The following is a 26639-nucleotide window of genomic DNA, read 5'->3' on the forward strand; positions in this document are numbered from 1 at the left end:
CCGTGATCGGCTTGACAGTGTTCAGGAAACCCTGTATCACTTATACCTGAGTTTAGGGCGTATACGGTTTCGGGTATGAGGTTCTCGTGGGAGATGTGTCTGGATGACCGGTAGCTACGCGATCGAAGTGAAAGGACTGCGTAAGTCGTTCGGCGACGTGGCGGTTCTGGAGTCGGTCGATCTGCAAGTGGAGCGCGGCACGATGCTGGCCCTGCTGGGGCCCAACGGCGCCGGGAAGACCACGACGGTGCGGATCATTACGACACTCCTCAAAGCGGACGGCGGCTCGGCCCTCGTCGAGGGGCACGACGTGCTCCGCGATCCGAAGGCGGTCCGCCGGGTCATCGGCCTCACCGGTCAGGCCACCGCCGTGGACGGCCTGCTCACCGGCGAGGAGAACCTCGTCATGATGGCCCAGCTGTTCGGCCTCGGCTCGGGCGCCGCCCGGCGCCGGGCGGCGGAGCTGCTGGCCCAGTTCAATCTGGAGAAGGCCGCCAAGCGGCCCGCGAAGACCTACTCGGGCGGTATGCGGCGCCGGCTCGACCTGGCGGTCAGCCTGATCAACAAGCCGCCGGTGCTCTTCCTGGACGAGCCGACCACCGGCCTCGACCCCACCAGCCGGATGGCGATGTGGGACACCATCCGCGAGCTGATGGCGGACGGCACCACGGTCCTGCTGACCACCCAGTATCTGGAGGAGGCGGACCAGCTCGCCCACCGGGTCGCGGTGATCAACGGCGGCCGGGTCGTCGCCGACGGCACCGCGGCCGAACTCAAGGGCCGGATCGGCTCCGAGCGGGTCGAGCTGACCTTCGCCCCCGGTGATCTCTCCATGGCGCACGCCCTCTTCGACGGCGAGCGGATGGACGAGAACACCATCAGCGTCCCGGTCAACGGCGCCGAGGACATCCGCCGACTGCTCAACCGGGCGGCGGAGACCAATACCGAGGTCGTCCGGATGGCGCTGCATCAGCCCACCCTCGACGACGTCTTCCGCAGCCTGACCAGCGACACCAAGCCCGGCGGGGTCGCCGCGAGCACCCGAGGAGGGGCAGCATGAGCCAGATCGCAGCCGTCCGGGACCGCTCCGGCCTCGGGCCGGTGGTCGCCGACTGTCTGGTGATGATCCGCCGCAGTCTGCGGCATCTGACCCGGAACATGGACGAGGTCATCCAGGCCATCGCCCTGCCGATCATGCTGTTGCTGCTGTTCCGCTACCTCTTCGGCGGCGCGATCAACACCGGCGGCCCCAGCTATGTGAACTATCTGATCTCCGGCGTCATCGTGCTGACCGTGGCGTTCAGCGCCTCGGCGACCGCGGTCGGAGTCGCCAACGACCTCCAGAACGGCCTGGTCGAACGGTTCCGCACGATGCCGATGTTCGGCGCGGCGATCCTCGTCGGCCATGTCGTCTCCGCCGTGCTCCGCAACATCCTCTCCGTCGCGCTGGTGATCGGGGTCGGCTATCTGGTGGACTTCCGGCCGAAGGCGACGGCCGGGGAGTGGCTGACCGCCTTCGCGATCCTGCTGGTCTTCATGCTCGCCGTCTCCTGGCTGGCCACCCTGCTCGGGGTGATCGCCGGCGGCGTCGAGGCCGCCAGCGGCTACGCGATGATCCTGGTCTTCCTGCCGTACGCCAGCAGCGCCCTGGTCCCGTCGGACAACATGCCCACGATCCTGAAGGCCGTGGTCGACCACCAGCCCTTCACCTCCGTGGTCAACGCGGTCCGCGCCCTGCTGATCGATGTCCCGGTGGGTAACGACGTCTGGATCGCCTTCGCCTGGTGGGGGCCGATCCTGGTCCTCACCGCCGCCTTCACCATCAATCGCTTCGCCCGGCACACCAGCCGTTGATTCCCCCTGGGACACCGGTCCGGACGGTCTTCCCCCGGCCGCCCGGACCGGTTCGCTCGCTTCCGGTGTCGCACCGATCGTTACCCCCGGCGGTCGGTGCGTCACCGCGGATCACCCGGTGATAGGACCCGGAGGCGACGGCGAAGGGTGGGGCCCCTCCCGACCGGGAGGGGCCCCACCCCTTTTTCGTACGGGCCGGGGCCCGGCCCCGGGGCTCCGCGGCCGTCGTCCGACGGGCCGTCAGCGGGCCACCCGGTCCGGCACCGCCGACCAGCGGGCGATATGGCCCGCGACGGCCGCGGTCACCTCCGCGGGCCGGTCGTTGAGGTAGAAGTGCCCGCCGGGGAAGACCCGCAGATCGAAGCCGCCGCTGGTGTGCCCCTCCCAGGCGCGCGCCTCGTCGACGGTGGCCCGGGAGTCCTCGTCGCCGACCATGACCGCGATCGGGTAGGGGATCCGTACCCCCGGCGCGCAGCGGTACCGCGCGACCGCCGTGTAGTCGCCGCGGATCGCGGGCATCACCATCCGCACCAGCTCGTCGTCGCCGAGGAACTCGGTATCGGTGCCCTCCAGTTCCCGCAGCTCCCGCAGGATCCCCTCGTCGTCGCGGAGATGGACGGTCTCCACCCGGTCGGTGGAGGGCGCGCAGCGGCCCGAGGCGATCACTCCCAGCACCGGGACACCGGTCTCCGCCAGCAGCCGGGCCGTCTCGAACGCCACACTGGCGCCCATGCTGTGCCCGAAGAGGGTCAGCGGCTTGTCGGTCCACCCGGCCAGCTCCCCGGCGAGCTGCCGGGCCAGCTCGGGGATCGACTCCAGACACGGCTCCGACCGCCGGTCCTGACGGCCGGGGTACTGCGCCGCCAGCACCTCCACCCCCGGTGAGAGGGTCTTCGACACCGGGAAGTAGTACGTCGCCGACCCGCCGGCGTGCGGCAGGCACACCAGCCGGGTGGGCGCGTCGGGGGCGGGATGGAAGCTTCGGAGCCAGCGGCTCGAAGGCATCGCAGATGACATATTCCGCAGCCTCATTCGCGTGCGCACATCACGGACACAATCCTGGTGATCCACGGTCCGACCCCGAGCGGGTCCGCCGCAACCCCTAAGGGCCGCCGGGACGGACCCGCCGCGGGGCCGACTCCGGCCGCCCCGCCGCAGGTTAGGGGTGGTTCGGCCGATTTCAGCTCGGTAGCGTGCGGCCGGTATCGAGCTGGGAAAGCTCGGGGCGAGCCGTTCACGGAAACAACCGACGCATCCCCGTCACGGTCCTCAATTCGGCGATCTGATAAACGGACCGCCGCCGTTATCGAATTCAAGGCGCGGGAAACACCGGGGAGTTCACCGGTGGCTCCCGGACGCCGGGACGAACGGACCGGGAGAGCGCGCCGCATTCCGTGGTCGACGGCGAACCCGTAATCGGTCGACCGGAGCGATGGGTGACGTCGGTGGGGAACGAAGAAAAGCTTCTCAACTACCTCAAGCGGGCGACCTCCGATCTCCGCGAGGCGCGGCGCAGGCTGAGCGAGATCGAGGAGGAGCGGCACGCGCCGATCGCGATCGTCGGCATGGCCTGCCGCTTCCCCGGCGGGGTCACCTCCCCCGAAGGGCTGTGGGAGCTGGTCTCCTCCGGCGCCGACGGCATCTCCGGCTTCCCCGCCGACCGGGGCTGGGACACCGACGCCCTCTACCACCCCGAGCCGGGCCGGGCCGGGACGTCGTACGTCCGCGACGGCGGCTTCCTGCACGACGCGGCCGACTTCGACCCCGAGTTCTTCGGGATCTCCCCGCGCGAGGCCCTCGGGATGGACCCGCAGCAGCGGCTGCTGCTGGAGGTCTCCTGGGAGGCGTTCGAACGGGCGGGCATCGACCCGCGCGCCGTCCGGGGCACCGCTACCGGGGTCTTCGCCGGGGTGATGTACCACGACTACGGCTCCTGGGTCCGGAACGTCCCCGAGGAACTGGCCGGCTATCTCGGCAACGGCACCGCGGGCAGCATCCTCTCCGGCCGGATCGCCTACACCCTGGGCCTGGAGGGCCCGGCGATGACCGTGGACACCGCCTGCTCGTCGTCGCTGGTGGCGCTGCACTCGGCGACCGCCGCGCTGCGCGCCGGGGAGTGCTCCCTCGCCCTGGCGGGCGGGGTGACGGTGATGTCGACCCCCGACACCTTCGTGGAGTTCAGCCTCCAGCGGGGCCTGGCCCCCGACGGGCGGGTCAAGGCCTTCGCCGCCGCCGCCGACGGCACCGCCTGGGGCGAGGGCGCCGGAATGCTGCTCCTCGAACGGCTCTCCGACGCCCGCGCCAACGGCCACCGGGTCCTCGGCGTACTCCGCGGCTCCGCCGTCAACCAGGACGGCGCCTCCAGCGGTCTCACCGCCCCCAGCGGGCCCTCGCAGCAGCGGGTCATCCGGGCCGCCCTCGCCGACGCCGGGCTGACGACCGCGGACGTCGACGCCGTGGAGGCGCACGGGACGGGGACCCGGCTCGGCGACCCGATCGAGGCCGGGGCGCTGCTCGCCACCTACGGCCGGGACCGGCCGGAGGACCGGCCGCTGCGGCTGGGGTCCGTGAAGTCGAACATCGGCCACACCCAGGCCGCCGCCGGGGTCGCCGGGGTCATCAAGATGGTGATGGCGATCCGGCACGGCGTCCTGCCGAGGACCCTGAACGTGGACGAGCCGTCGCCGCACGTCGACTGGTCGGCGGGCGCCGTCGAACTGCTCACCGGCGACCTGCCGTGGGAGACCGCCGACGGGCGGCCCCGCCGGGCGGCCGTGTCGTCGTTCGGACTGAGCGGCACCAACGCCCATGTGATCGTGGAGCAGCCGACGCCGGCCGACGCCGCCGGACGCGCCGGAGACGCCGTACCGGAAGACCCGGCGGACGGCACCGATCCGGCCGAGCGCCGCGACACCGCCCTGATCTGGCCCGTCTCCGGCGCCACCGAAGCGGCGGTCCGCGACCAGGCGGCCCGGCTGCTGGCCCTGGCCGCCGACGACGCGCCGTACGACCCCGCCGATGTGGCCCGCGCCCTCGCGCACGGCCGGGCCGCCCTGGAACGGCGGGCCGTGGCCGTCGGCCGCGACCGGGCCGGACTCCGGGCCGCCCTCACCGAGATCGCCACCGGCACGGCGTCCGTCGGCCGGGCCGCCGCAGCGCCCGGCAGAACGGCCCTGGTCTTCCCCGGGCAGGGCGCCCAGTGGGCCGGGATGGCCGCCGGGCTGGCCCGGGAGTCCGAGGTGTTCGCGGCCCGGCTGGGGGAGTGCGCGGACGCCCTGGAGCAGTTCGTGGACTGGTCCGTGTGGGACGTCGTGCACGAGGTGGAGGGCGCGGCGTCGCTGGACCGGGTGGATGTGGTGCAGCCGCTGTCGTTCGCGGTGATGGTGTCGCTGGCGGCGCTGTGGGAGTCCGTCGGGGTCCGCCCCGGCGGGGTCGTCGGCCACTCCCAGGGGGAGATCGCGGCGGCCGTCGTCTCCGGCGCCCTCTCCCTGGACGACGGCGCCCGGATCGTCGCCCTCCGCTCCCGGGTGATCGCCGACTCCCTCGCCGGACACGGCGGGATGGCGTCCGTCGCCGCCCCCGTCGACCGGATCGAGGGCACCCTGCCGGACGGCGTCTCGATCGCCGCCGTCAACGGCCCGGCGTCCGTCGTCGTCGCCGGTGACACCGGCGGACTCGACCAGGTCGTCGCCTGGGCCGAGGCGGAGGGGCTCCGGGTCCGGCGGATCGCCGTGGACTACGCCTCCCACTCCGCCCACGTCGAGCGGATCGAGGCCGAACTGGCCCGGGTCCTCGCCCCCGTCGCCCCCCGCCCCGGCCGGACCGGCCTCTACTCCACCGTCGACGGCGGCTGGACCGAGGGAACGGCGCTCGACGCCGCCTACTGGTACCGCAACCTCCGGAGCACCGTACGCTTCGCCGACGCCGTCGCGGGCCTCGCAGCCGAGGGCTTCGGCGCCTTCGTCGAGGCCAGCGCCCATCCCGTCCTCGTCCCCGGCGTCCTCGACGTCCTCGAAGCCGCCGGGACACCCGGGGTCGTCGTCGGCTCCCTGCGGCGCGGCGAAGGCGGCCGGGACCGCTTCCTGCGCTCCGCCGGTGAACTCTGGTCCCAGGGCGTCGACATCGAATGGACCGCCGTACTCGACGGCGGCCCCCGGGGCACCGGAATCCCCCTCGACCCGGCAGCCCTGCCCACCTACGCCTTCCAGCGCCGCCGGTTCTGGATCGACGACGCCGACGACGGCACGGGCGGCTCGGGCGACATGGGCTCCGTCGGTCTCGTCCCCACCGGACACCCCCTGGCCGGCGCGGCCGTCGAACTCGCCTCCGGCGAGGGCACCACCCTCACCGGCCGGATCGGCCTCGGCTCCCACCCCTGGCTCGCCGACCACGCCGTCACCGGTACGCCCCTGCTGCCCGGCACCGCCTTCGTGGAGTTGGCGCTGCGCGCCGGGGAGCAGACCGGACTGCCGCACCTGGAGGAACTCACCCTCACCGCGCCCCTGGCGCTGCCCGTACGCGGCGCCGTCGCCGTACAGGTGCATGTCCACGCCCCCGCCGAGGACTCCGGGGGCCGACGGAGCTTCACCGTCTACTCCCGGCCCGACGACGCCCCGCCCGGACTGCCGTGGACCGCGCACGCCACCGGCACCCTCGGCACGGCCGGGACCCGGCCCTCGTACGACCTGACCGCCTGGCCGCCGCCCGGCGCCGAACCCCTTCCCGCCGACTCGGCCGCGGTCTACGACCGGCTGGCCGCCTCCGGCCTCCAGTACGGCCCCGCCTTCCAGGGCTTGAAGGCCGCCTGGCGCCGGGGCGACGAGATCTTCGCCGAGGCCGCACTCCCCGACGAGCCGCGCGCCCGGGCGGGCCGCTTCGGGCTCCACCCGGCGCTCCTGGACGCCGCCCTGCACGCGGTCGGCCTCGGCGACGACCCCGCCGACCGGCCCGAACTGCCGTTCTCCTTCGCCGCCGTCGAACTGCACGCCACCGGCGCCACCGATCTGCGGGTCCTGATCCGGCCCACCGGACCCGACACCGTAGCCCTGGAGGCCGCCGACCCCACCGGCGCGCCCGTGGTATCCGTCGGCGCCCTGACCGTACGCCCCCTCGGCGACGTCCCGGCCGCCTCCGGCGCCGGCCGCGATCTGTACCGGACCGTCCTCACGCCCGCGCCCGGCGGCGTGCCCACGGCCCTCCGGGGCCGCTGGGCCGTCCTCGGCGCCGACGGCGACACCCTCGCCGCCGAGATCGCCGCCGCCACCGGCGCGCCCCGCGCCACCGGACTCGACGGCGCCGCCGGAGCCGATGTCGTCGTCCTGCCCGTCCCCGGCGGCACCGGGCCGGACGAGATCCGGCGCGCCACCGGCGACACCCTGGCCGCGCTCCGGGAATGGCTCGCCGACGAGCGGTTCACCCGCGCCACCCTGGTCGTCGTCGTCCGGGGCGCCTTCGACGGCGACCCGGCCGCCGCCGCCGTCCAAGGGCTGCTCAGGACCGCCCGGATCGAGGAGCCGGGCCGCTTCCTGCTCGCCGACCTCGACCGCGACCCCGCGTCCGTACGGGCCCTGACCGCCGCCGTCGCCCTCGCCGAACCCGAGACGGCGCTCCGCGACGGCGGTCTCCACCTGCCGAGGCTCGCCCCCCTCCCGGCGGTCGACGGCACCCCCGAAGGGGCCGCCTGGGACCCCGACGGCACGGTCGTCGTCACCGGCGCCGCCGGAACCGTCGGCGGCGAGATCGTCCGCCACCTCGTCACCCGGCACGGCGTCCGGCGGCTGCTGCTGCTCAGCCGCAGCGGCCGGACCCCGGACGGCCTCGACGGCTCCGGCGCCGAGATCACCGCCGTCGCCTGCGACACCGCCGACCGGGACGCGCTGGCCGCGGCCCTGGCCGCCGTACCCGACGCGCGTCCCGTCACCGCCGTCGTCCACGCCGCCGGGGTACTCGCCGACGCCACCCTGGCATCGCTGACCCCCGACCACCTCGACGCCGTGCTCCGGCCCAAGACGGACGCCGCCTGGCATCTGCACGAGCTGACCGCAGGACTGCCGCTGACCCACTTCGTCCTCTTCTCGTCCTTCGCGTCCCTCACCGGCAGCCCCGGCCAGGCCAACTACAGCGCCGCCAACGCCGCCCTGGACGCCCTCGCCGTCCACCGCCGTTCCCTCGGACTCCCCGCCCACTCCCTCGCCTGGGGCCTGTGGGACCGGCCGGGCGGTATGACGGGCCATCTCGACGCCGCCGACCGCGAGCGGATCGCCCGCGACGGCGTCCTCCCGCTCGCCTCCGACGAGGGCGTCGCCCTCTTCGACGCGGCCCTCGCCCGGGACGAACCCGTCGTGGCCGCCGTCCGGCTGGACACCGCCGCCGTACGGGCCCTCGGCGACACGGCGCCCGCCGTCTTCCGCGGTCTCGTCCCGGTGGTCCGCCGCCAGGTCGCCGGAACGGCCAACGCCACCACGACGACCGGTGCCCTGCACCGCGAACTCGCCGCCCTCGCCCCCGCCGACCGCGAGGCACACCTCCTCGACCTGGTCCGCACCCGGGCCGCCGCCGTACTCGGCCATACCGGTGTCGACGCCGTCGACCCGCGCCGCGCCTTCCGCGAGTTCGGCTTCGACTCGCTGACCGCCGTCGAACTCCGCAACCGGCTGGCCGCCGCGACCGGGCTGCGGCTGCCCGCCACCCTCGTCTTCGACCACCCCACACCGAGCGTGCTCGCCCGCTTCCTCCACGACGAACTCCTCGGCACCGCCGACCACGCCCTCCTTCCGGCCGCCGCGCCGCTCGCCGACGCCGACGATCCGGTGGTGATCGTGGGGATGAGCTGCCGCTATCCGGGCGGGGTGCGGTCGCCGGAGGACCTGTGGCGGCTGGTCGCGGACGGTGTCGACGCCGTCGGCGGCTTCCCCGGCGACCGGGGCTGGGACCTCGAAGGGCTCTACGACCCCGAGCCGGGCGCGCCCGGCAAGTCGTACACCAAGGAAGGCGGCTTCCTGGCCGACGTGGCCGGGTTCGACGCCGGGTTCTTCGGGATCTCCCCGCGCGAGGCCCTGGTCATGGACCCCCAGGAGCGGATGCTGCTGGAACTCTCCTGGGAGGTGTTCGAGCGGGCCGGGATCGACCCGGAGACCCTGAAGGGCACCCCCACCGGGATCTTCGCCGGGCTGATGCACCACGACTACGCGACCAGCGCCAGCGGCGGCAGCCTCGTATCGGGCCGCGTCTCCTACTCGTTCGGTCTGGAGGGCCCGGCCGTCACGGTCGACACGGCGTGCTCGTCGTCGCTGGTGGCGCTGCACCTCGCGGCGCAGTCGCTGCGGTCCGGTGAGTCGTCCCTCGCCCTGGCCGCCGGTGTCGCCGTGATGTCGACCCCGGACATGTTCGTGGAGTTCTCCAGGCAGCGGGGCCTCGCGGCCGACGGCCGCTGCAAGTCCTTCGCGGGCGCCGCCGACGGCACCGGCTGGTCGGAGGGCGCGGGCGTCCTGCTCCTGGAGCGGCGCTCCGACGCGGTCCGCAACGGCCACCGGATCCTGGGTGTGGTCCGGGGCTCGGCGATCAACCAGGACGGCGCGTCCAACGGTCTCACCGCCCCCAACGGACCTGCGCAGCAGCGGGTGGTCCGGGCGGCGCTGGCCTCCGCCGGTCTCGCGACCGCCGATGTGGACGCCGTCGAGGGCCACGGTACGGGGACCAGGCTGGGCGACCCGATCGAGGCGCAGGCCCTGCTCGCCACCTACGGCCGGGACCGGCCCGGGGACCGGCCGCTGCTGCTGGGCTCCGTCAAGTCGAACATCGGCCACGCGCAGGCCGCCGCCGGGATCGCCGGGATCATCAAGATGGTGCTGGCGATGGAACACGGCGTGCTCCCCGGCACCCTGCACGTCGACCGGCCGACGCCCGAGGTGGACTGGTCGGCGGGGGCCGTCGAACTCCTCACCGAACCCCGGGACTGGCCCGAGCTGGACCGGCCGCGCCGGGCGGGTGTCTCCTCGTTCGGGATCAGCGGCACCAACGCGCATGTGATCGTGGAACAGGCCCCCGAGGCGCCTGAGGCCGCGGCTCCCGCCGACGGGGCGCCCGAGGGGGCCGGAGCCGTACCGCTGCCGCTGGTGCTGTCCGGCCGGGCGCCGGGCGCCGTCGCCGAACTGGCCGGACTGATCGGCGAGACCCTCACCGGGACCGACCCGGCCGCCCTCGGCCGGGCCCTCGCCACCACCCGCTCCGGCCTGGAACACCGGGCCGTGGTCTGGGGCGAGGACCGTGACACGCTCGCAGCCGGCCTCACGGCCCTGGCGGCGGGCGACACCGGAGCCCCCGGAGTGCTGACGGGCTCGGTCGCCCCCGGCTCCGTCGGCCTGCTGTTCTCGGGTCAGGGGTCGCAGTGGGTCGGGATGGGACGCGGGTTGTACGACCGGTTCCCGGTGTTCGCGGAGGCCTTCGACGCGGTGGCCGCCGGGCTCGACCCCGAGCTGAGCAGTGTCGTACGGGACGGTGACGCGGATGTGCTGGCCCGGACGGTCTGGGCCCAGCAGGGTTTGTTCGCGGTGCAGGTGGCGCAGTTCCGGCTGCTGGAGTCGCTGGGTGTGGCGCCGGTCGCGGTCGGCGGCCACTCGGTGGGCGAGATCGCCGCCGCCCATGTCGCCGGGGTGCTGTCGCTGGATGATGCCTGCCGACTCGTCCGGGCCCGGGGCGGGCTGATGGACGCCCTCCCGTCCGGCGGTGTGATGGTCGCCGTCGAGGCCGCCGAGGAGGAGATCACCCCGAAGCTCGGGGCCGGGGTCTCCCTGGGCGCGGTCAACGGCCCCCGCTCCGTCGTGCTGTCCGGTGCCGAGGAGGAGGTACTGGCGGTCGCGGCCGGGTTCGCGGCGCTGGGGCGCCGGACCCGTCGCTTGAAGGTCTCCCACGCCTTCCACTCGTCCCTGATGGAGCCCGTGCTCGACGAGTTCCGTACGGTGGCGGAGGGGCTGACGTTCCATCAGTCCAGGATTCCCGTGGTCGCGGCCGGGGACGTGTCCTCGCCCGGGTTCTGGGTGGACCACATCCGGGACGCCGTCCGGTTCATGGACACCGTCCGGGGCATGGAGGCCAGGGGCGTCACCACCTTCGTGGAACTCGGCCCCGACGGGGTGCTGTCGGGGCTGGCCGCGAACTGCGCCGAGGGCGAGGACGCCGTCTTCGCCCCCGTCTCCCGCCGCGACCGCCCCGAGACGTCCGTCCTGATGTCCGCCCTGGCCCGGATCTGGGTCCGGGGCGGGACCGTCGACTGGTCCCGGCTCTTCGCCGACCGGCCCGGGGACCGTGACCCGGTCCTGCCGACGTACCCCTTCCAGCGTCGCCGCTACTGGCTGGAGCGGACGGACCGGGGCGCGGGCGTCACCGCGTCCGGGCAGGACCCGGCCGGGCACCCGCTGCTGGCCGCCGTACTCGACCAGGTCGACACCGACGGCGCCGTCTTCACCGGCCGGCTCGCCCGGGACACCCACCCCTGGCTCGCCGAGCACACCGTCCACGGCACGGTCCTGCTGCCCGGCGCCGCCCTGGTCGAACTCGCCCGCCACGCGGGCGCCCACCTCGGCGCCCCGACCGTGGACGAACTCACCCTCAACGCACCGCTCGTGGTCCCCGCCGGCGGCGAGGTCAGGATCCGGGTCACCGTCGGCGAGCCCGACCCCGCCGGGCTCCGGCCCGTCGCCGTCCACGGCCGGACCACCGGCGAACCCTGGACCGAGCACGCGACCGGTACCCTCACCGCCCGGACCCCCGAGGCCGGGACGCTCACCGCGTGGCCGCCGCCCGGGGCGCACCGGGCCGACCCCGAGGACGCGTATGAACTCCTCGCGGACGCGGGGGTCGCGTACGGCCCCCTCTTCACCGGTCTCCGGGCCGTCTGGCGCGCCGAAGGGGAGGTCCACGCCGAGATCGAACTCCCCGACGAGACCACCGTCGACGGCTACGGCGTCCACCCGGCCCTCTTCGACGCGGCCCTGCACGCGGGCGCCTTCCTGGACGACGCCGGGGCGACCCTGCCGTTCGCCTGGCGCGGTGTCGCCGTACTCGCCCCGGGCGCGACCCGGCTGCGGGTCCGGCTGGCCCGCCGGACCGACGGCGCGATCTCCGTACTGCTCGCCGACGCGGAGACCGGGGCGCCGGTCGCCGTGGTGGAGTCCCTGGCCAGCCGGACCGTCACGGCCGACCACGTCGGTACGGGCGGCGGCACGCTGTACGCCACCCACTGGACCGCTTACCCGGCGGCCGAGCCGTACCCGGGGCCGCTGGCCGTCGTGGCCGATCTGAAGGAGCCGCTCGACCCCGACCGGCCCGAGGCCGCTGTCGACGGCGTGGTCGTCCTGCGGCTCCCCGCGCCCGAGCGGCCCGGGGTGCCGGAGGCCGCGCGGGCCGCGACCGTACAGGCGCTGGACGCGCTGCACGGCTGGCTCGCCGACGAGCGGTTCGCCGGGGCCCGGCTCGCCCTCCTCACCGAGGACGCCGTCGCGGGGGACGGCGGTCCCGCACCCGTACCGGCGCCGATATGGGGGCTGGTCCGGGCCGCGCAGGCCGAACACCCCGGCCGGTTCCTGCTGATCGACGCGCCCGCCGGGGCCGATGTCACGGAGGAGGAGCTGCGCCGCGCCCTGGGTACCGGTGAGCCGGAGACCGCGATCGGCGGTCCGGCCGTACGGGTGCCCCGCTGGACCCGGTCCGCGACCACCGGCCCCGTCGACGTACCCGAAACGGTCCTGGTCACCGGCGGCACCAGCGGTATCGGCGCGGCCGTGGCCCGGCATCTGGTAGTCCGGCACGGGGTCACCCGGCTGGTGCTGGTCAGCCGCCGGGGCGACGAAGCCCCTGGCGCTGTCGAACTGAAGGCGGAACTGGCCGGGCTCGGGGCGGACGTGGTGATCGAGGCGGCCGATGTCGCCGACCGAGACGCCGTCGCCCGGCTGCTCGCCGAACACCCCGTCGACGGCATCGTGCACGCCGCCGCCGTCCTCGACGACGGCACCACCGAATCCCTCACCGCGGACCGGATCGACACCGTCTTCCGGCCCAAGGCCGACGCCGCCTGGCACCTCCACGAACTCGCCGGAGAGCTGCGGATGTTCGTCCTCTTCTCGTCCGTCGCGGGCTCCCTCGACGCCGCCGGACAGGGCAACTACGCCGCCGCCAATGTCTTCCTCGACGCCCTCGCCGCCCACCGCCGTGCCCTCGGCCTCCCCGCCGTCTCCATGGCGTGGGGCCTGTGGGGCGAGGACGGCATGGCGGCCCGGCTGGGCGACACCGACCGGGACCGGCTGGGGCGCGACGGGATCGCGGCCCTGACCACGGCCGACGGCCTGGCCCTCTTCGACGCGGCCCTGGCCGCCGACACCGCGGCCCCCGCGCCCGTCCGGCTCGACCCGGCGGCGCTCCGCGCCCGTACCGGCGAACTCCCGTCCGTACTGCGCGATCTGATCCGCCGTCCCACCCGGCGGGGCACCGCCGGCGGCGACGGCCGGGGCGGCTTCGCGGCCCGGCTCGCCGCCCTCCCCGCCGACCAGCGGGAGGCATCCGCCCTCAAGCTGGTCAGGGCCGAGGTCGCGGCCGTACTCGGCCACGACGGCGGCGGCGACATCGAACCCCGGCGCGCCTTCTCCGACTTCGGCTTCGACTCGCTGACCGCCGTCGAACTCCGCAACCGGCTGGGCGCGGCCACCGGGACCCGGCTGCCCGCGACGCTGGTCTTCGACCACCCCACGCCCAAGGCGCTCGCCGCCCATCTCGCGGCCACCGTCGCCCCGGCCCCGGTCTCCGCCGGTGTCGCCTCCCGGGCCGCCGCCGCCGACGACGATCCGATCGTCATCGTCGGCATGAGCTGCCGCTACCCGGGCGGGGTCGCGTCCCCCGACGACCTGTGGCGGCTGGTCGCCGACGGCGTGGACGCGGTCTCCCCGTTCCCCGCCGACCGGGGCTGGGACCTGGCGGCCCTGCACGGCACCGACCCCGGCCAGTCGTACACCGCCGAGGGCGGCTTCCTCGACGGCGCCGCCGAGTTCGACGCCGAGTTCTTCGGCATCTCGCCCCGCGAGGCCCTCGCCATGGACCCGCAGCAGCGGCTGCTGCTGGAAGCCTCCTGGGAGGCCGTCGAACGCGCCGGGATCGACCCGTCGACACTCCACGGCACCGATACCGGGATCTTCGCGGGCGTCATGTACCGCGACTACGGCAGCAACCTCACCACCGTCCCCGACGACCTCATCGGATACTTCGGCAACGGCACCCTCAACAGTGTCGTCAGCGGCCGGGTCGCCTACACCCTCGGCCTTGAGGGCCCGGCGGTCACCGTCGACACCGCCTGCTCGTCGTCGCTGGTGGCGCTGCACTGGGCGGCCAGGTCCCTGCGGGCGGGGGAGTGCTCCCTCGCCCTGGCGGGCGGGGTGACGGTGATGTCGACCCCCGGCACGTTCATCGAGTTCGCCCGGCAGAACGGGCTCGCCTCCGACGGCCGCTGCAAGCCGTTCGCCGACGCCGCCGACGGCACCGGCTGGTCCGAGGGCGTCGGGCTGCTGGTCCTGGAACGGCTCTCCGACGCCGTACGCAACGGGCACGAGGTGCTGGCCGTGGTCCGGGGCTCCGCGATCAACCAGGACGGCGCGTCCAACGGCCTCACCGCCCCCAACGGCCCCTCCCAGCAGCGGGTCATCCGCGCGGCGCTGGCCGACGCGGGACTGACGGCCGCCGATGTCGACCTGGTCGAGGCGCACGGTACGGGGACCCGGCTCGGGGACCCGATCGAGGCGCAGGCCCTCCTCGCCACCTACGGGCGCGAGCGCACCGCCGACCGGCCCCTGTGGCTCGGCTCGGTCAAGTCCAACCTGGGGCACACCCAGGCCGCCGCCGGAGTCGCGGGCGTCATCAAGTCCGTCCTCGCGATGCGGCACGGCACCCTGCCCCGGACCCTCCATGTCGACCGGCCGTCCGACCAGGTCGACTGGACCGAGGGCGCGGTGGAACTCCTCACCGAGCCCCGGGACTGGCCCGAGCTGGACCGGCCGCGCCGGGCGGGCGTCTCCTCGTTCGGGATCAGCGGCACCAACGCCCATGTGGTGATCGAACAGGCACCGCGGATCCCGGGCCGCCCCGAGACCGGCGCCGAACCGGAGACCGAGGCCGGGGCAGCCGTACACCCCGTACCGCTGCCGCTGTCGGCCCGGACCCCGCACGCCCTCGCCGACCAGGCGAGCCGGCTGCTCCCGGTCCTCGACACCGCACCGGCCGCCGCCGTGGCCCGCGCGCTCGCCACCACCAGGACCGCCTTCGACCGGCGGGCCGTCGTCGTCGGCGCGCCCTCCGCCGGGCTCGCCGCCCTCGCCGAGGGAACCACCGGACCCGGCGTGATCACCGGCTCCGTCTCACCCGGCGGCCTCGGCCTCCTCTTCTCCGGACAGGGCTCCCAGTCCGCCGGAATGGGCCGCGAGCTGTACCACCGCCACCCGGCCTTCGCCGCCGCCCTCGACGAGGTCTGCGCGGCCCTCGAACCCCATCTCGACCGGCCCCTGAAGGACGTGATGTGGGCCGCCCCCGAGACCCCCGAGGCCGCCCTCCTCAACCGCACCGGCTGGACCCAGCCCGCCCTGTTCGCCGTCGAGGTCGCCCTCTTCCGGCTGCTGGAGAGCTGGGGCGTACGGCCCGACCACGTCGGCGGGCACTCCGTCGGCGAACTGGCCGCCGCCCACGCCGCCGGAGTCCTCACCCTCGCCGACGCCGCCGCCCTGGTCACCGCCCGGGGCGCGCTGATGGAGGCCCTGCCCGAAGGCGGCGCGATGATCGCCGTCCAGGCCGCCGAGGAGGAGACCGGGGGGCTGCTCCCCGACACCGTCTCCGTCGCCGCCGTCAACGGGCCCAGGTCCCTCGTCCTCTCCGGCGCCGACGCCGATGTCACGGCCGTCGCCGCCCACTTCACCGCCCAGGGCCGCAAGACGTCCCGGCTGACCGTCTCGCACGCCTTCCACTCACCGCTGATGACCCCGATGCTCGACACGTTCCGTACGGTCGTCACCGGCGTCGAACTCCACGAGCCGGCGATCCCCGTGGTCGCCGCCGGGGACGTCACCGACCCCGAGTTCTGGGTCTCCCACGTCCGCGACACCGTCCGGTTCGCCGCGACCGTACGACGCATGGAGGAACTGGGCACCGACACCTTCCTGGAGGTCGGCCCGGACGCCGTCCTCACCGCCATGGGCCGGGAGAGCGGCGCCGACGGCAGCGTCTTCGCCGCACTCCAGCGGCGCGACCGCGACCAGGCCGCCACCCTCGCCGCCGGGATCGCCGAGGCATGGACCCGGGGCGCCGGAGTCGACTGGGCGGCCGTCCTGCCGCCCGCCGCCCCGGCCGCGCTGCCGACCTACCCCTTCCAGCGGCGCCGCTACTGGCTGACGGCCCCGCCCGGCACCGGGGACGTGGCCGCCGCCGGACAGGAGACCGCGGACCATCCGCTGCTCGCCGCCGTCGTGCCCGCGCCCGACGGCGACACCCTCGCCCTCACCGGCCGCCTCTCGATCCGGACCCACCCCTGGCTCGCCGACCACGAGATCCACGGCACGGTCCTGCTGCCCGGCACGGCCCTGGTCGAACTCGCGGTACGCGCCGGGCGCGGCGCGGGCACACCCGTCGTCGCCGAACTCATGCTGGAGGCACCCCTGCACATCCCCGGGGAGACCGCCGTCGCCCTCCGCGTCGACGTCGGCGCGCCCGGCGCCGAAGGCCACCGGGACATCCGGATCCACTCCAGGCCCGACGGCGGCGAGTGGACCCGGCACGCCACCGGACGCCTCGCACCCGCCGGAGCCGGAGCCGGAGCCGGAGCCGGAGCCGTATCCGAGCCCGTACCCGGTCCTGCGGCCTGGCCGCCGCCCGGCGCGACACCCCTCGACACGACGGCCGCGTACGACGAACTCACCGACCGCGGCTACGGCTACGGGCCCGCGTTCCACGGCCTGACCGCCGCCTGGCGCGCCGGGGCCGAGGTCTGGGCCGAGGTCGAACTCCCCGAGAGCGCCGACCGCGACCGCTACGCCCTGCACCCCGCCCTGCACGACGCCTGCTGGCACGCGCTGCTGCTGGGCGCCGCCGACGAGCGGCCCGTACTGCCGTTCGCCTGGACCGGGGTCGAGGTGTACGCGGACGGCGCCACCCGCGTCCGGGTCCATCTGGCCCCGGCGGGCGCCGACACCACCGCCCTCACGGTCACCGACACCGAGGGGCGGCCGGTGGCCCGGGTCGCCGGACTGGTCGCCAGGCCCGTATCGGCCGACCGGCTCTCCGCCGCGCCCCGGCATCTGTACCGGGTCGCCCAGGAGGCCGTCACCGCTCCCGGCACCATCGAGGCCTCCGGCGGCACCGGGAGCCCCGGCGACGGCTGGGCGGTACTCGGCGCCGACCTCCTCGGCCTCCGACTGCCCGCCCACACCGAGCCCGGCACGGTCCCCGACCCGGCCCCCGGGGTCCTGGTCCACCACTGCGCGCCGGTCGACGGGCCCGCCCCCGACGCCGTACGCGGCGGTACCCTCCGGCTGGTCGCCACCCTCACCGACTGGCTCGCCGGGCCGCAACTCGCCGACACCCGGCTGGTCGTGACCCTCGGCACCGGGCTCGACCGGGCGCCCCTCGCGGGCCTGGTCCGCGCGGCGGCGGCCGAGCACCCGGGCCGGATCGTCCTGGTCCACCTCCCCGACGGCGCCGAGGAGCCCGACGGCGACCGGGGGCCGGAGCTGCTGCGGCGGCTGGCCGCCGCCGTCGCCACCGGGGAGCCCGAACTCACCCTCGCCGACGGCGACCCCACCGCGCCCCGGATCACCCGCTTCACCCCGGCCGCGCCCGATCCCGAGGCCACCGGCGGGATCGAGGGACCCGTCCTGATCACCGGCGGTACCGGCGGACTCGGCGCGGTCGTCGCCCGCCATCTGATCGTCCGGCACGGCGTACGGGAGCTCCTGCTGGTCGGCCGCCGGGGCCCCGACGCGCCCCGCGCCACGGCCCTGCGGGACGAACTCACCGCCCTCGGCGCCTCGGTCACCGTCGCCGCCTGCGACACCGCCGACCGCGCCGCCCTCGCCGACCTGCTCGACCGGCACCCCGTACGGTCCGTGATCCATGCCGCCGGAGTCGTCGACAACGGGCTCGTCGACACCCTCACACCCGAGCGGATCACCGCCGTACTCCGGCCCAAGGCCGACGCCGCCTGGCATCTGCACGAACTCACCAGCGAGCGGGGCGACCTGTCGGCCTTCGTCCTCTTCGGCTCGGCGGCGGGCACCCTGCTCGGCGCCGGACAGGCCAACTACGCCGCCGCCAACGTCTTCCTCGACGCCCTCGCCGCCCACCGCCACGCCCTCGGGCTGCCCGCCGTCTCCCTCGGCTGGGGCCTGTGGGACGAGGAGGCGGGCATGGCGGGCGAACTCGACGACGCCGGACGGCAGCGGATGCGGCGGCTCGGCATGCCGCCGCTGGACCGGACCGAGGCCCTCGCCCTCTTCGACGCCGCCCTCGGCGCCGGGGAACCCGTACTGCTGCCCGTCCGGTTCGACCAGGCGGCGCTGCGGGCCCGGGGCGACGAACTGCCGCCCCTGCTCGGCGGCCTGGTGCCGCGTACCGCCCGGACCACCGCGGCATCGGCCCCCGCCGGCGGCGACGAACTGCGGCGGCGGCTCGCCGGGCTCGAACCGGCCGACCGCGAGGAACTGCTGACCGGACTGGTCCGCGGCCGGGTCGCGGCCGTACTCGGCCACGACGACACCGACGCCGTCGAACCCGGCCGGGCCCTGCGCGAACTGGGCTTCGACTCGCTGGCCGCCGTCGAGCTGCGCAATGTGCTCTCGGCCGCCACCGGACTCGCCCTCCCGGCCACCCTCGTCTTCGACCACCCCACGGTCACCGCCGTCGCCGGACATCTCGCCGAGCGGCTGACCGACCGGGGCGACGACCCCACCGGGCTGGTGATCGCCGAGGTCGACCGGCTCGCCGGGGAACTCGCCCGCGACGGCCTCGACCGGGCCGCCGTCACCGCCCGGCTGGAAGCGCTGCTGCGCGGCTGGCGGGACGGCGAGGACACCGGGACGGCCGACGACGAGCGGCCCGCCCACGACTACACAGCGGCGAGCGACGACGAGTTGTTCGCGGTGCTCGACAACGAACTGGCGGACTGAGCCGTGGCCCACGACGACCACCGGACAGTCGCAGACACGCACGAGGAAGGGAACCGGCCGATGAACGCGCCGCAGCAGGGCCAGTCAGCGGGGCAGGGCGAGACCCTGGGGCAGGGCGGCGACGAGGAGCGGGCCGCCGCCGTACGGGCCGCGCTCACCGGGCGGCTGACCGGGCTGCCCGCCGCCGACGCCCTCGACGTCCTGCGGCGGCTCGTCCGCGAACACCTCGTCACCGCCCTCCGCCAGGCACGCCCCGACGCCCCCGCCCCCACCGGCGCCGACCGGGCCTTCCGCGACCTCGGACTCGACTCGCTCGCCATGGTCGGCCTGGTCAACACGGTCGGCGAGGCCACCGGTATCCGGCTCGCCGCCTCCGTGCTCTTCGACCACCCCACCCCCGAATCCCTCGCCCGCCACCTCGGCACCGTCCTCACCGGACGCGGCACCGGACCCACCCCCGCCACGGCCCCCGGACCGGGGCCCGGCGCGCCCGCCGACGCCGACGAGCCCATCGCCCTCGTCGGCATCGGCTGCCGCTTCCCCGGCGACATCGCCGGACCCGACGACCTGTGGGACCTGGTCGAGGCCGAACGGCACACCCAATCGCCGTTCCCCGACGACCGGGGCTGGGACATCGGCGGACTCTTCTCCGCCGACCCCGCCACCCCCGGCAGCACCTACGTCCGCGAGGCCGGATTCCTCACCGGAGCCCTGGAGTTCGACGCCGACTTCTTCGGCATCTCACCCCGCGAGGCCCACGCCATGGACCCGCAGCAGCGGCTCGTCCTGGAGACCGGCTGGGAGGCGCTGGAGCGCGCCGGAATCGACCCCACGACCCTGCGCGGCGGCGCCACCGGCGTCTTCGTCGGCGCCGAACAGCAGGAGTACGGGCCCCGGCTCCACCAGGCGCCCGACGGCATCGACGCCCATCTGATCACCGGCAACGCCCTCAGCGTGCTCGCCGGGCGGCTCTCCTACGTCCTCGGCCTCAACGGCCCCGCCCTCAGCGTCGACACCGCCTGCTCCGGCTCCCTCGTCGCCGTCCATCTCGCGATGCGGTCCCTGCGCGCCGGGGAGTGCTCCCTCGCCCTCGCGGGCGGCGCCGCCGTACTGAGCACCCCCGGCATCTACACCGCGTACAGCCGTCAGCGCGCCCTCGCCGAGGACGGCCGGTGCAAGCCGTTCGCGGCCGCCGCCGACGGCACCGGATTCGCCGAGGGCGTCGGTCTCGTCGTCCTGGAACGGCTCTCCGACGCCCGCCGCAACGGCCACCGGGTCCTCGCCGTACTGCGCGGCTCCGCGATCAACCAGGACGGGGCCTCCAACGGCCTCACCGCCCCCAGCGGCCTCGCCCAGCAGCACGTCATCCGGGCCGCCCTCGCCGACGCCGGGATCACCGCCGCCGACGTCGACGTGGTCGAGGCGCACGGGACGGGGACCCGGCTCGGCGACCCGATCGAGGCCGGGGCGCTGCTCGCCACGTACGGCCGGGACCGGCCCGCCGACCGGCCCCTGCGGCTCGGCTCGCTGAAGTCGAACATCGGCCACACCCAGGCCGCCGCCGGAGTCGCCGGACTGATCAAGATGGTGATGGCGCTGCGCCACGGCGTACTGCCGAAGACGCTCCACGTCGACCAGCCCTCGCCCCGGATCGACTGGGACACGGGCGCCGTCGAACTCCTCACCGAGGCCCTGCCGTGGCCCGGCCGCGACCGGCCCCGCCGGGCCGGGATCTCCTCCTTCGGCGTCAGCGGCACCAACGCCCATCTGATCGTGGAGGAGGCGCCCGCCGAGCCTCCGGCCGACGAGCCCGCCGCCGCTCCCGGGACCCGTTCGCAGACCCGGCCCCGGAACCGGCGGACCGCCAGGACCGGATCGGCGGCCGAGGTGCCGTGGCCGCTGAGCGCCCGGACCGACGAGGCCCTGCGCGACCAGGCGGCCCGGCTGCTCGCCCGGCTCGACGCCGACCCCGGCCTCCCGGTCGAGGGCGTCGCCCGGACCCTCGCCACCCGGCGGACCGCGTTCGCCCGCCGCGCCGTCGCCGTCGGCCGGAACCGGGACGAACTCCGGGCCGCCCTGGCGGAGATCGCCTCCGGGGCCGTCACCGCCCCCGAACCCGTACCCGCCGGGACGAAGACCGCCCTGGTCTTCCCCGGGCAGGGCGCCCAGTGGGCCGGGATGGCCGCCGGGCTGGCCCGGGAGTCCGAGGTGTTCGCGGCCCGGCTGGGGGAGTGCGCGGACGCCCTGGAGCAGTTCGTGGACTGGTCCGTGTGGGACGTCGTGCACGAGGTGGAGGGCGCGGCGTCGCTGGACCGGGTGGATGTGGTGCAGCCGTTGTCGTTCGCGGTGATGGTGTCGCTGGCGGCGCTGTGGGAGTCCGTCGGGGTCCGCCCCGGCGGGGTCGTCGGCCACTCCCAGGGGGAGATCGCGGCGGCCGTCGTCTCCGGCGCCCTCTCCCTGGACGACGGGGCGTGGATCGTCGCCCTGCGCTCCCGGGTGATCGCCGACTCCCTCGCGGGCCGGGGCGGCATGGTGTCCGTCGCCGCCCCCGTCGACCGGATCGAGGGCACCCTGCCCGACGGTGTCTCCGTCGCGGTCGTCAACGGGCCCGAGGCGGTCGTCGTCGCCGGTGACACCGGCGGACTCGACCAGGTCGTCGCCTGGGCCGAGGCGGAGGGGCTCCGGGTCCGGCGGATCGCCGTGGACTACGCCTCCCACTCCGCCCATGTCGACGGCGCCCGGGACGAACTCCTGCGGGTCCTGTCGCCCATCGCGCCCCGGCGCGGCACCGTCGGCCTCTTCTCGTCCGTGGACGGCGAGTGGGTCGACGGCACGGCGCTCGACGCCGACTACTGGTTCCGCAATCTGCGCCGGCCCGTGCTGTTCGCCGGAGCCGTCGCGGGCCTGGTCTCCGAGGGCTTCGGCGCCTTCGTCGAGGCCAGCGCCCATCCCGTCCTCGTCCCCGGCGTCGTGGACGTACTCGACTCCCTCGGCACCCCCGGGGTCGTCGTCGGCTCCCTGCGGCGCGGCGAAGGCGGCTGGGGCCGCTTCCTGCGCTCCGCCGGAGAACTGTGGGCCGGGGGCGTCGACATCGACTGGACCGCCGTACTCGCCGCGGGCCCGGCCGCCGAAGCCGCCCCCGTCGACCCGGCGGCCCTGCCCACCTACCCCTTCCAGCGGCAGCGCTACTGGCTGGGAGCCGGAACCGGCGCCGGCGACATCGGCACCTACGGCCTGGTCCCCACCGGCCATCCGCTGCTCGGCGCCGCCGTCCCCACCGCTTCCGGCGGTCTCACCCTCACCGGCCGGATCGGACTCGGCTCCCACCCCTGGCTCGCCGACCACGCCGTCACCGGTACGCCCCTGCTGCCCGGCACCGCCTTCGTGGACCTCGCCCTGCGCGCCGCCGACGAGGCCGGGGCCGCGGGCGTCGACGAACTCACCCTCACCGCCCCGCTGCCGCTGCCCGCCGACGGCACCGTCACCCTCCAGGCCGTGGCCGAGGGCGCCGACGCCACCGGGCGCAGGCCGGTGACGATCCACTCCCGGCCCGGGAACGCGCTCGCCGACGAGCCGTGGACCCGGCACGCCACCGGCTTCCTCACCGACACCTCGGCCGCCTCGGTCTCCGCGTCCGTACCCGCGTACGGCTCCGGCCGGGCCCCCGACTGGCCCCCGGCCCACGCCGAACGCGTCGACCTCACCGACGCCTACCCCGAACTCGCCGCCCAGGGCTACGACTACGGGCCCGTCTTCCGGGGCGTCCGCGCGCTCTGGCGCGCCGACGGCGCCGTCTACGCCGAGATCGCGCTCCCCGCCGACACCGACCCCACCGGCTTCTGCCTCCACCCCGCGCTCCTCGACGCCGCCGTCCAGGCCGCCGACATCGGCCGCCTCACCGGACCGGCCGAACCCGGCGAGGTCGCCGTCCCGTTCTCCTGGAACGGGGTACGGCTGTACGCGGCCGGGGCCGGAACCCTGCGGGTCCGCCTCACCCGGGCCGGGGACGACGCCCTCACCATCGAGGCCGCCGACGGCACCGGCGCCCCCGTCGCCGCGGTCGACACCCTGCTGATCCGCCCGGTCGCCACCCGCGACCTGGCCGCCACCACCCGGCCGGGCACCCTGTTCACCCTCGACTGGCAGCCCCTGCCGGAGCCCGCCGCGACCACGGACGAGGCCGTCCCCGCCTGGGCGCCCGCCGACACCGACCCGTACGACCCCGGGGCCCTGACCGCCTTCGGTACCCCCGCCGGGCCGGGCGAGCCCGTCGCGTTCGGGCTGCTGCCCGTCGCCGGTGACCCGGCGCTGGACGCCGTACCGGCCGTTCACGACCTCGCCGAACGGCTCCTCGACCGGCTTCAGCGGCACCTCGCGGACCCGGCGGCACCCCATCTCGTGGTGGTGACCCGGGGCGCCGTCGCCACCGCGCCCGGCGCCGACGTCACCGACCAGGCGGCGGCCGCCGCCTGGGGGCTCGTACGCTCAGCGCAGGCCGAGGAGCCCGGCCGGATCACCGTCCTCGACCTCGGCACCACCGCCGACGGCACGCCCCCGCCCGGCCCGCGACGGCTGACCGCGGCCGTCGCGGCCGCCGTCGCCGCGGGCGAACACCAGCTGGCGGTACGCGACGGCGCGCTCACCGCGCCCCGGATCGTCCGCGCCACCACCCGCCCCGACACCGAAACCGACTCCGGGGCCGCTCCGTTCGACCCCGACGGCACCGTCCTCGTCACCGGCGGCACCGGAGTGCTCGGCGGCCTCCTCGCCCGCCACCTCGTCACCCGGCACGGCGTCCGACGGCTGCTGCTGCTCAGCCGGAGCGGCCCCCAGGCCCCCGGCGCCGACACCCTCCACGACGAACTGACCGCCCTCGGCGCCGATGTCACCATCACCGCCTGCGACACCGCCGACCGCGACGAACTGCGCCGCGCCCTCGACGGCATCCCGGCCGGCCGGCCGCTGACCGCCGTCGTCCATACCGCGGGCGTCCTCGACGACGGCACCGTACCGACCCTCACCGCCGACCGGCTCCACGCCGTGCTCCGGGCCAAGGCCGACGCCGCCCGCCACCTCCACGACCTCACCGCCGGCCTGCCCCTCGCCGCCTTCGTCCTCTACTCCTCGATGGCCGGTACCGTCGACGGCCCAGGGCAGGGCAACTACGCCGCCGCCAATACGTATCTCGACGGACTCGCCGCCCACCGCCGCGCCCACGGACTGCCCGCCCACGCCCTGGCCTGGGGCTTCTGGGACCGGCTCAGCGGACTCACCGGTCAGCTCTCGGAGACCGACCTGGCCAGGATGGGCCGCTCGGGCGACCTCGGGCTCAGCGCCGAACAGGGCCTCGCCCTCTTCGACGCCGCGCTCGGCACCGACGAGGCGTTCCTGCTGCCCGCCCGGCTCGACCCGGCCGTCCTGCGGGCCCGGGGCGCCGAACTGCCCCGGATCCTCGGCGCCCTCGTCCCCGCGCCCGCCCGGCGCGCCGCCGCCACCGCCGAAGGACCCGCCGCCACCCGCGGCGGCGCCTTCGCCGGACTGACGGAGGCCGAACGGCACACGGCGCTCCTGGACGCCGTACGCGGCCATATCGCGGGCGTACTCGGCCACCGCGACAGCAACGCCGTCAAGGCCGGACGGCCCCTGAAGGAGCTGGGCTTCGACTCGCTCGCCGCCGTCGAACTCCGCAACCGGCTCAGCCGCGCCACCGGCCTCAAACTCCCCGCCACCCTCGTCTTCGACCACCCCACCCCGGCCGCCATCGCCGATGAACTCCTCACCCGGCTCGCCCCCACGGCCCCGGCCGCGCCCGCCCCGGCGGCCGTGGCCGCCGTGGACGACCGCGATCCGGTGGTGATCGTGGGGATGAGCTGCCGCTATCCGGGCGGGGTGCGGTCGCCGGAGGACCTGTGGCGGCTGGTCGCGGACGGTGTCGACGCCGTCGGCGGCTTCCCCGGCGACCGGGGCTGGGACCTCGAAGGGCTCTACGACCCCGAGCCGGGCGCGCCCGGCAAGTCGTACACCAAGGAAGGCGGCTTCCTGGCCGACGTGGCCGGGTTCGACGCGGGGTTCTTCGGGATCTCGCCGCGCGAGGCCGTCGCCATGGACCCCCAGCAGCGGATGCTGCTGGAACTCTCCTGGGAGGTGTTCGAGCGGGCCGGGATCGACCCGGAGACCCTGAAGGGCACCCCGACCGGGGTCTTCGCCGGGCTGATGTACCACGACTACACCGGCAGCAGCAGTGAGGGCAGTCTCGTCTCGGGCCGGGTGGCGTACTCGTTCGGTCTGGAGGGCCCGGCGGTCACGGTCGACACGGCGTGCTCGTCGTCGCTGGTGGCGCTGCACCTCGCGGCGCAGTCGCTGCGGTCCGGTGAGTCGTCCCTCGCCCTCGCGGGCGGTGTGACCGTGATGTCGACACCCGAGATGTTCGTGGAGTTCTCCAAGCAGCGGGGCCTCGCGGCCGACGGCCGCTGCAAGCCGTTCGCCGACGCGGCCGACGGCACCGGCTGGGGCGAGGGCGGCGGCCTGCTCCTCCTGGAGCGGCGCTCCGACGCGATCCGCAACGGCCACCGCATCTGGGGCGTCGTCCGGGGCTCCGCCGTCAACCAGGACGGCGCGTCCAACGGCCTCACCGCCCCCAACGGGCCCTCCCAGCAGCGGGTCATCCGGGCCGCCCTGGCGTCCGCCGGACTGACCACGGCCGATGTCGACCTGGTCGAGGGCCACGGTACGGGCACCCGGCTCGGCGACCCGATCGAGGCCCAGGCCCTGCTCGCCACCTACGGCCGGGACCGGCCCGAGGACCGGCCGTTGTGGCTCGGCTCCATCAAGTCCAACCTGGGACACACCCAGGCCGCCGCCGGAGTCGCCGGGATCATCAAGTCCGTGCTGGCACTCCGGCACGGCGTACTGCCCCGAACCCTCCATGTCGACCGGCCGTCCGACCAGGTCGACTGGACCGAAGGCGCGGTGGAACTCCTCACCGCCGCCCGGGACTGGCCCGAGCTGGACCGGCCGCGCCGGGCCGCGGTCTCCTCGTTCGGGATCAGCGGCACCAACGCCCATGTGATCGTCGAGCAGGCCCCGGAGGCGCCCGACACCCCGGCCGCCGGGGTGCCCGAGGGGGCCGGAGTCGTAGCGCTGCCGCTGTCGGCCCGTACGCCCGAGGCGCTCGCCGACCGGGCGAGCGGACTGCTGCCGGTACTCGACCGCGCCCCGGCCGCCGCCGTGGCCCGCGCGCTCGCCACCACCCGGACCGCCCTGGAACACCGGGCCGTCGTCCTGGCCGACCCCTCCGCCGGACTCGCCGCCCTCGCCGAGGGCGTCACCGGCGAGGGAACCGTCACCGGCACCGTCGCCCCCGGCTCCGTGGGCCTGTTGTTCTCGGGTCAGGGGTCGCAGTGGGTGGGGATGGGACGTGGTTTGTACGACCGGTTCCCGGTGTTCGCGGCGGCCTTCGACGCGGTGGCGGCGGAGCTGGATCCGTCACTGCGGGACGTGGTGTGGGACGGTGACGCGGATGTGCTGGCCCGGACGGTCTGGGCCCAGCAGGGTTTGTTCGCGGTGCAGGTGGCGCAGTTCCGGCTGCTGGAGTCGCTG

General features: G+C 75.5%; 5 protein-coding genes. 4 read left to right on the plus strand and 1 reads right to left on the minus strand.

The genetic code is table 11. The annotated features are described in order from the left end of the window. Positions 1–103: 103 nt before the first annotated feature. Positions 104–1060 carry an ATP-binding cassette domain-containing protein gene (locus ABZ714_RS07825; RefSeq protein ID WP_358824261.1) on the plus strand — a complete coding sequence of 319 codons (957 nt, stop codon included), beginning with the start codon at positions 104–106 and terminating at the stop codon, positions 1058–1060. Further along, positions 1057–1854, plus strand: a complete 798-nt coding sequence (locus ABZ714_RS07830) for an ABC transporter permease (protein ID WP_358824262.1) — start codon at positions 1057–1059, stop codon at positions 1852–1854. Before ABZ714_RS07825 ends, ABZ714_RS07830 begins: the two co-directional genes overlap by 4 nt. A gap of 240 nt (positions 1855–2094) precedes the next feature. On the opposite strand, the gene ABZ714_RS07835 is transcribed toward ABZ714_RS07830, so the two are convergent. Beyond that, positions 2095–2871, minus strand: a complete 777-nt coding sequence (locus ABZ714_RS07835; RefSeq protein ID WP_358824263.1) for an alpha/beta fold hydrolase — start codon at positions 2869–2871, stop codon at positions 2095–2097. A 428-nt stretch (positions 2872–3299) separates the two neighbouring features. Here ABZ714_RS07835 and ABZ714_RS07840 point away from each other — a divergent pair, with 428 nt between their 5' ends. Continuing rightward, positions 3300–19040, plus strand: coding sequence for an SDR family NAD(P)-dependent oxidoreductase (locus tag ABZ714_RS07840; RefSeq protein ID WP_358824264.1), 15741 nt, complete (start codon positions 3300–3302; stop codon positions 19038–19040). Positions 19041–19100: 60 nt separating this feature from the next. Further along, positions 19101–26639: SDR family NAD(P)-dependent oxidoreductase (locus ABZ714_RS07845; RefSeq protein ID WP_358824265.1), on the plus strand; the 7539-nt coding region annotated here is incomplete at its 3' end.

This window comes from Streptomyces sp. NPDC006798, assembly GCF_040635975.1.
Taxonomy (GTDB): domain Bacteria; phylum Actinomycetota; class Actinomycetes; order Streptomycetales; family Streptomycetaceae; genus Streptomyces.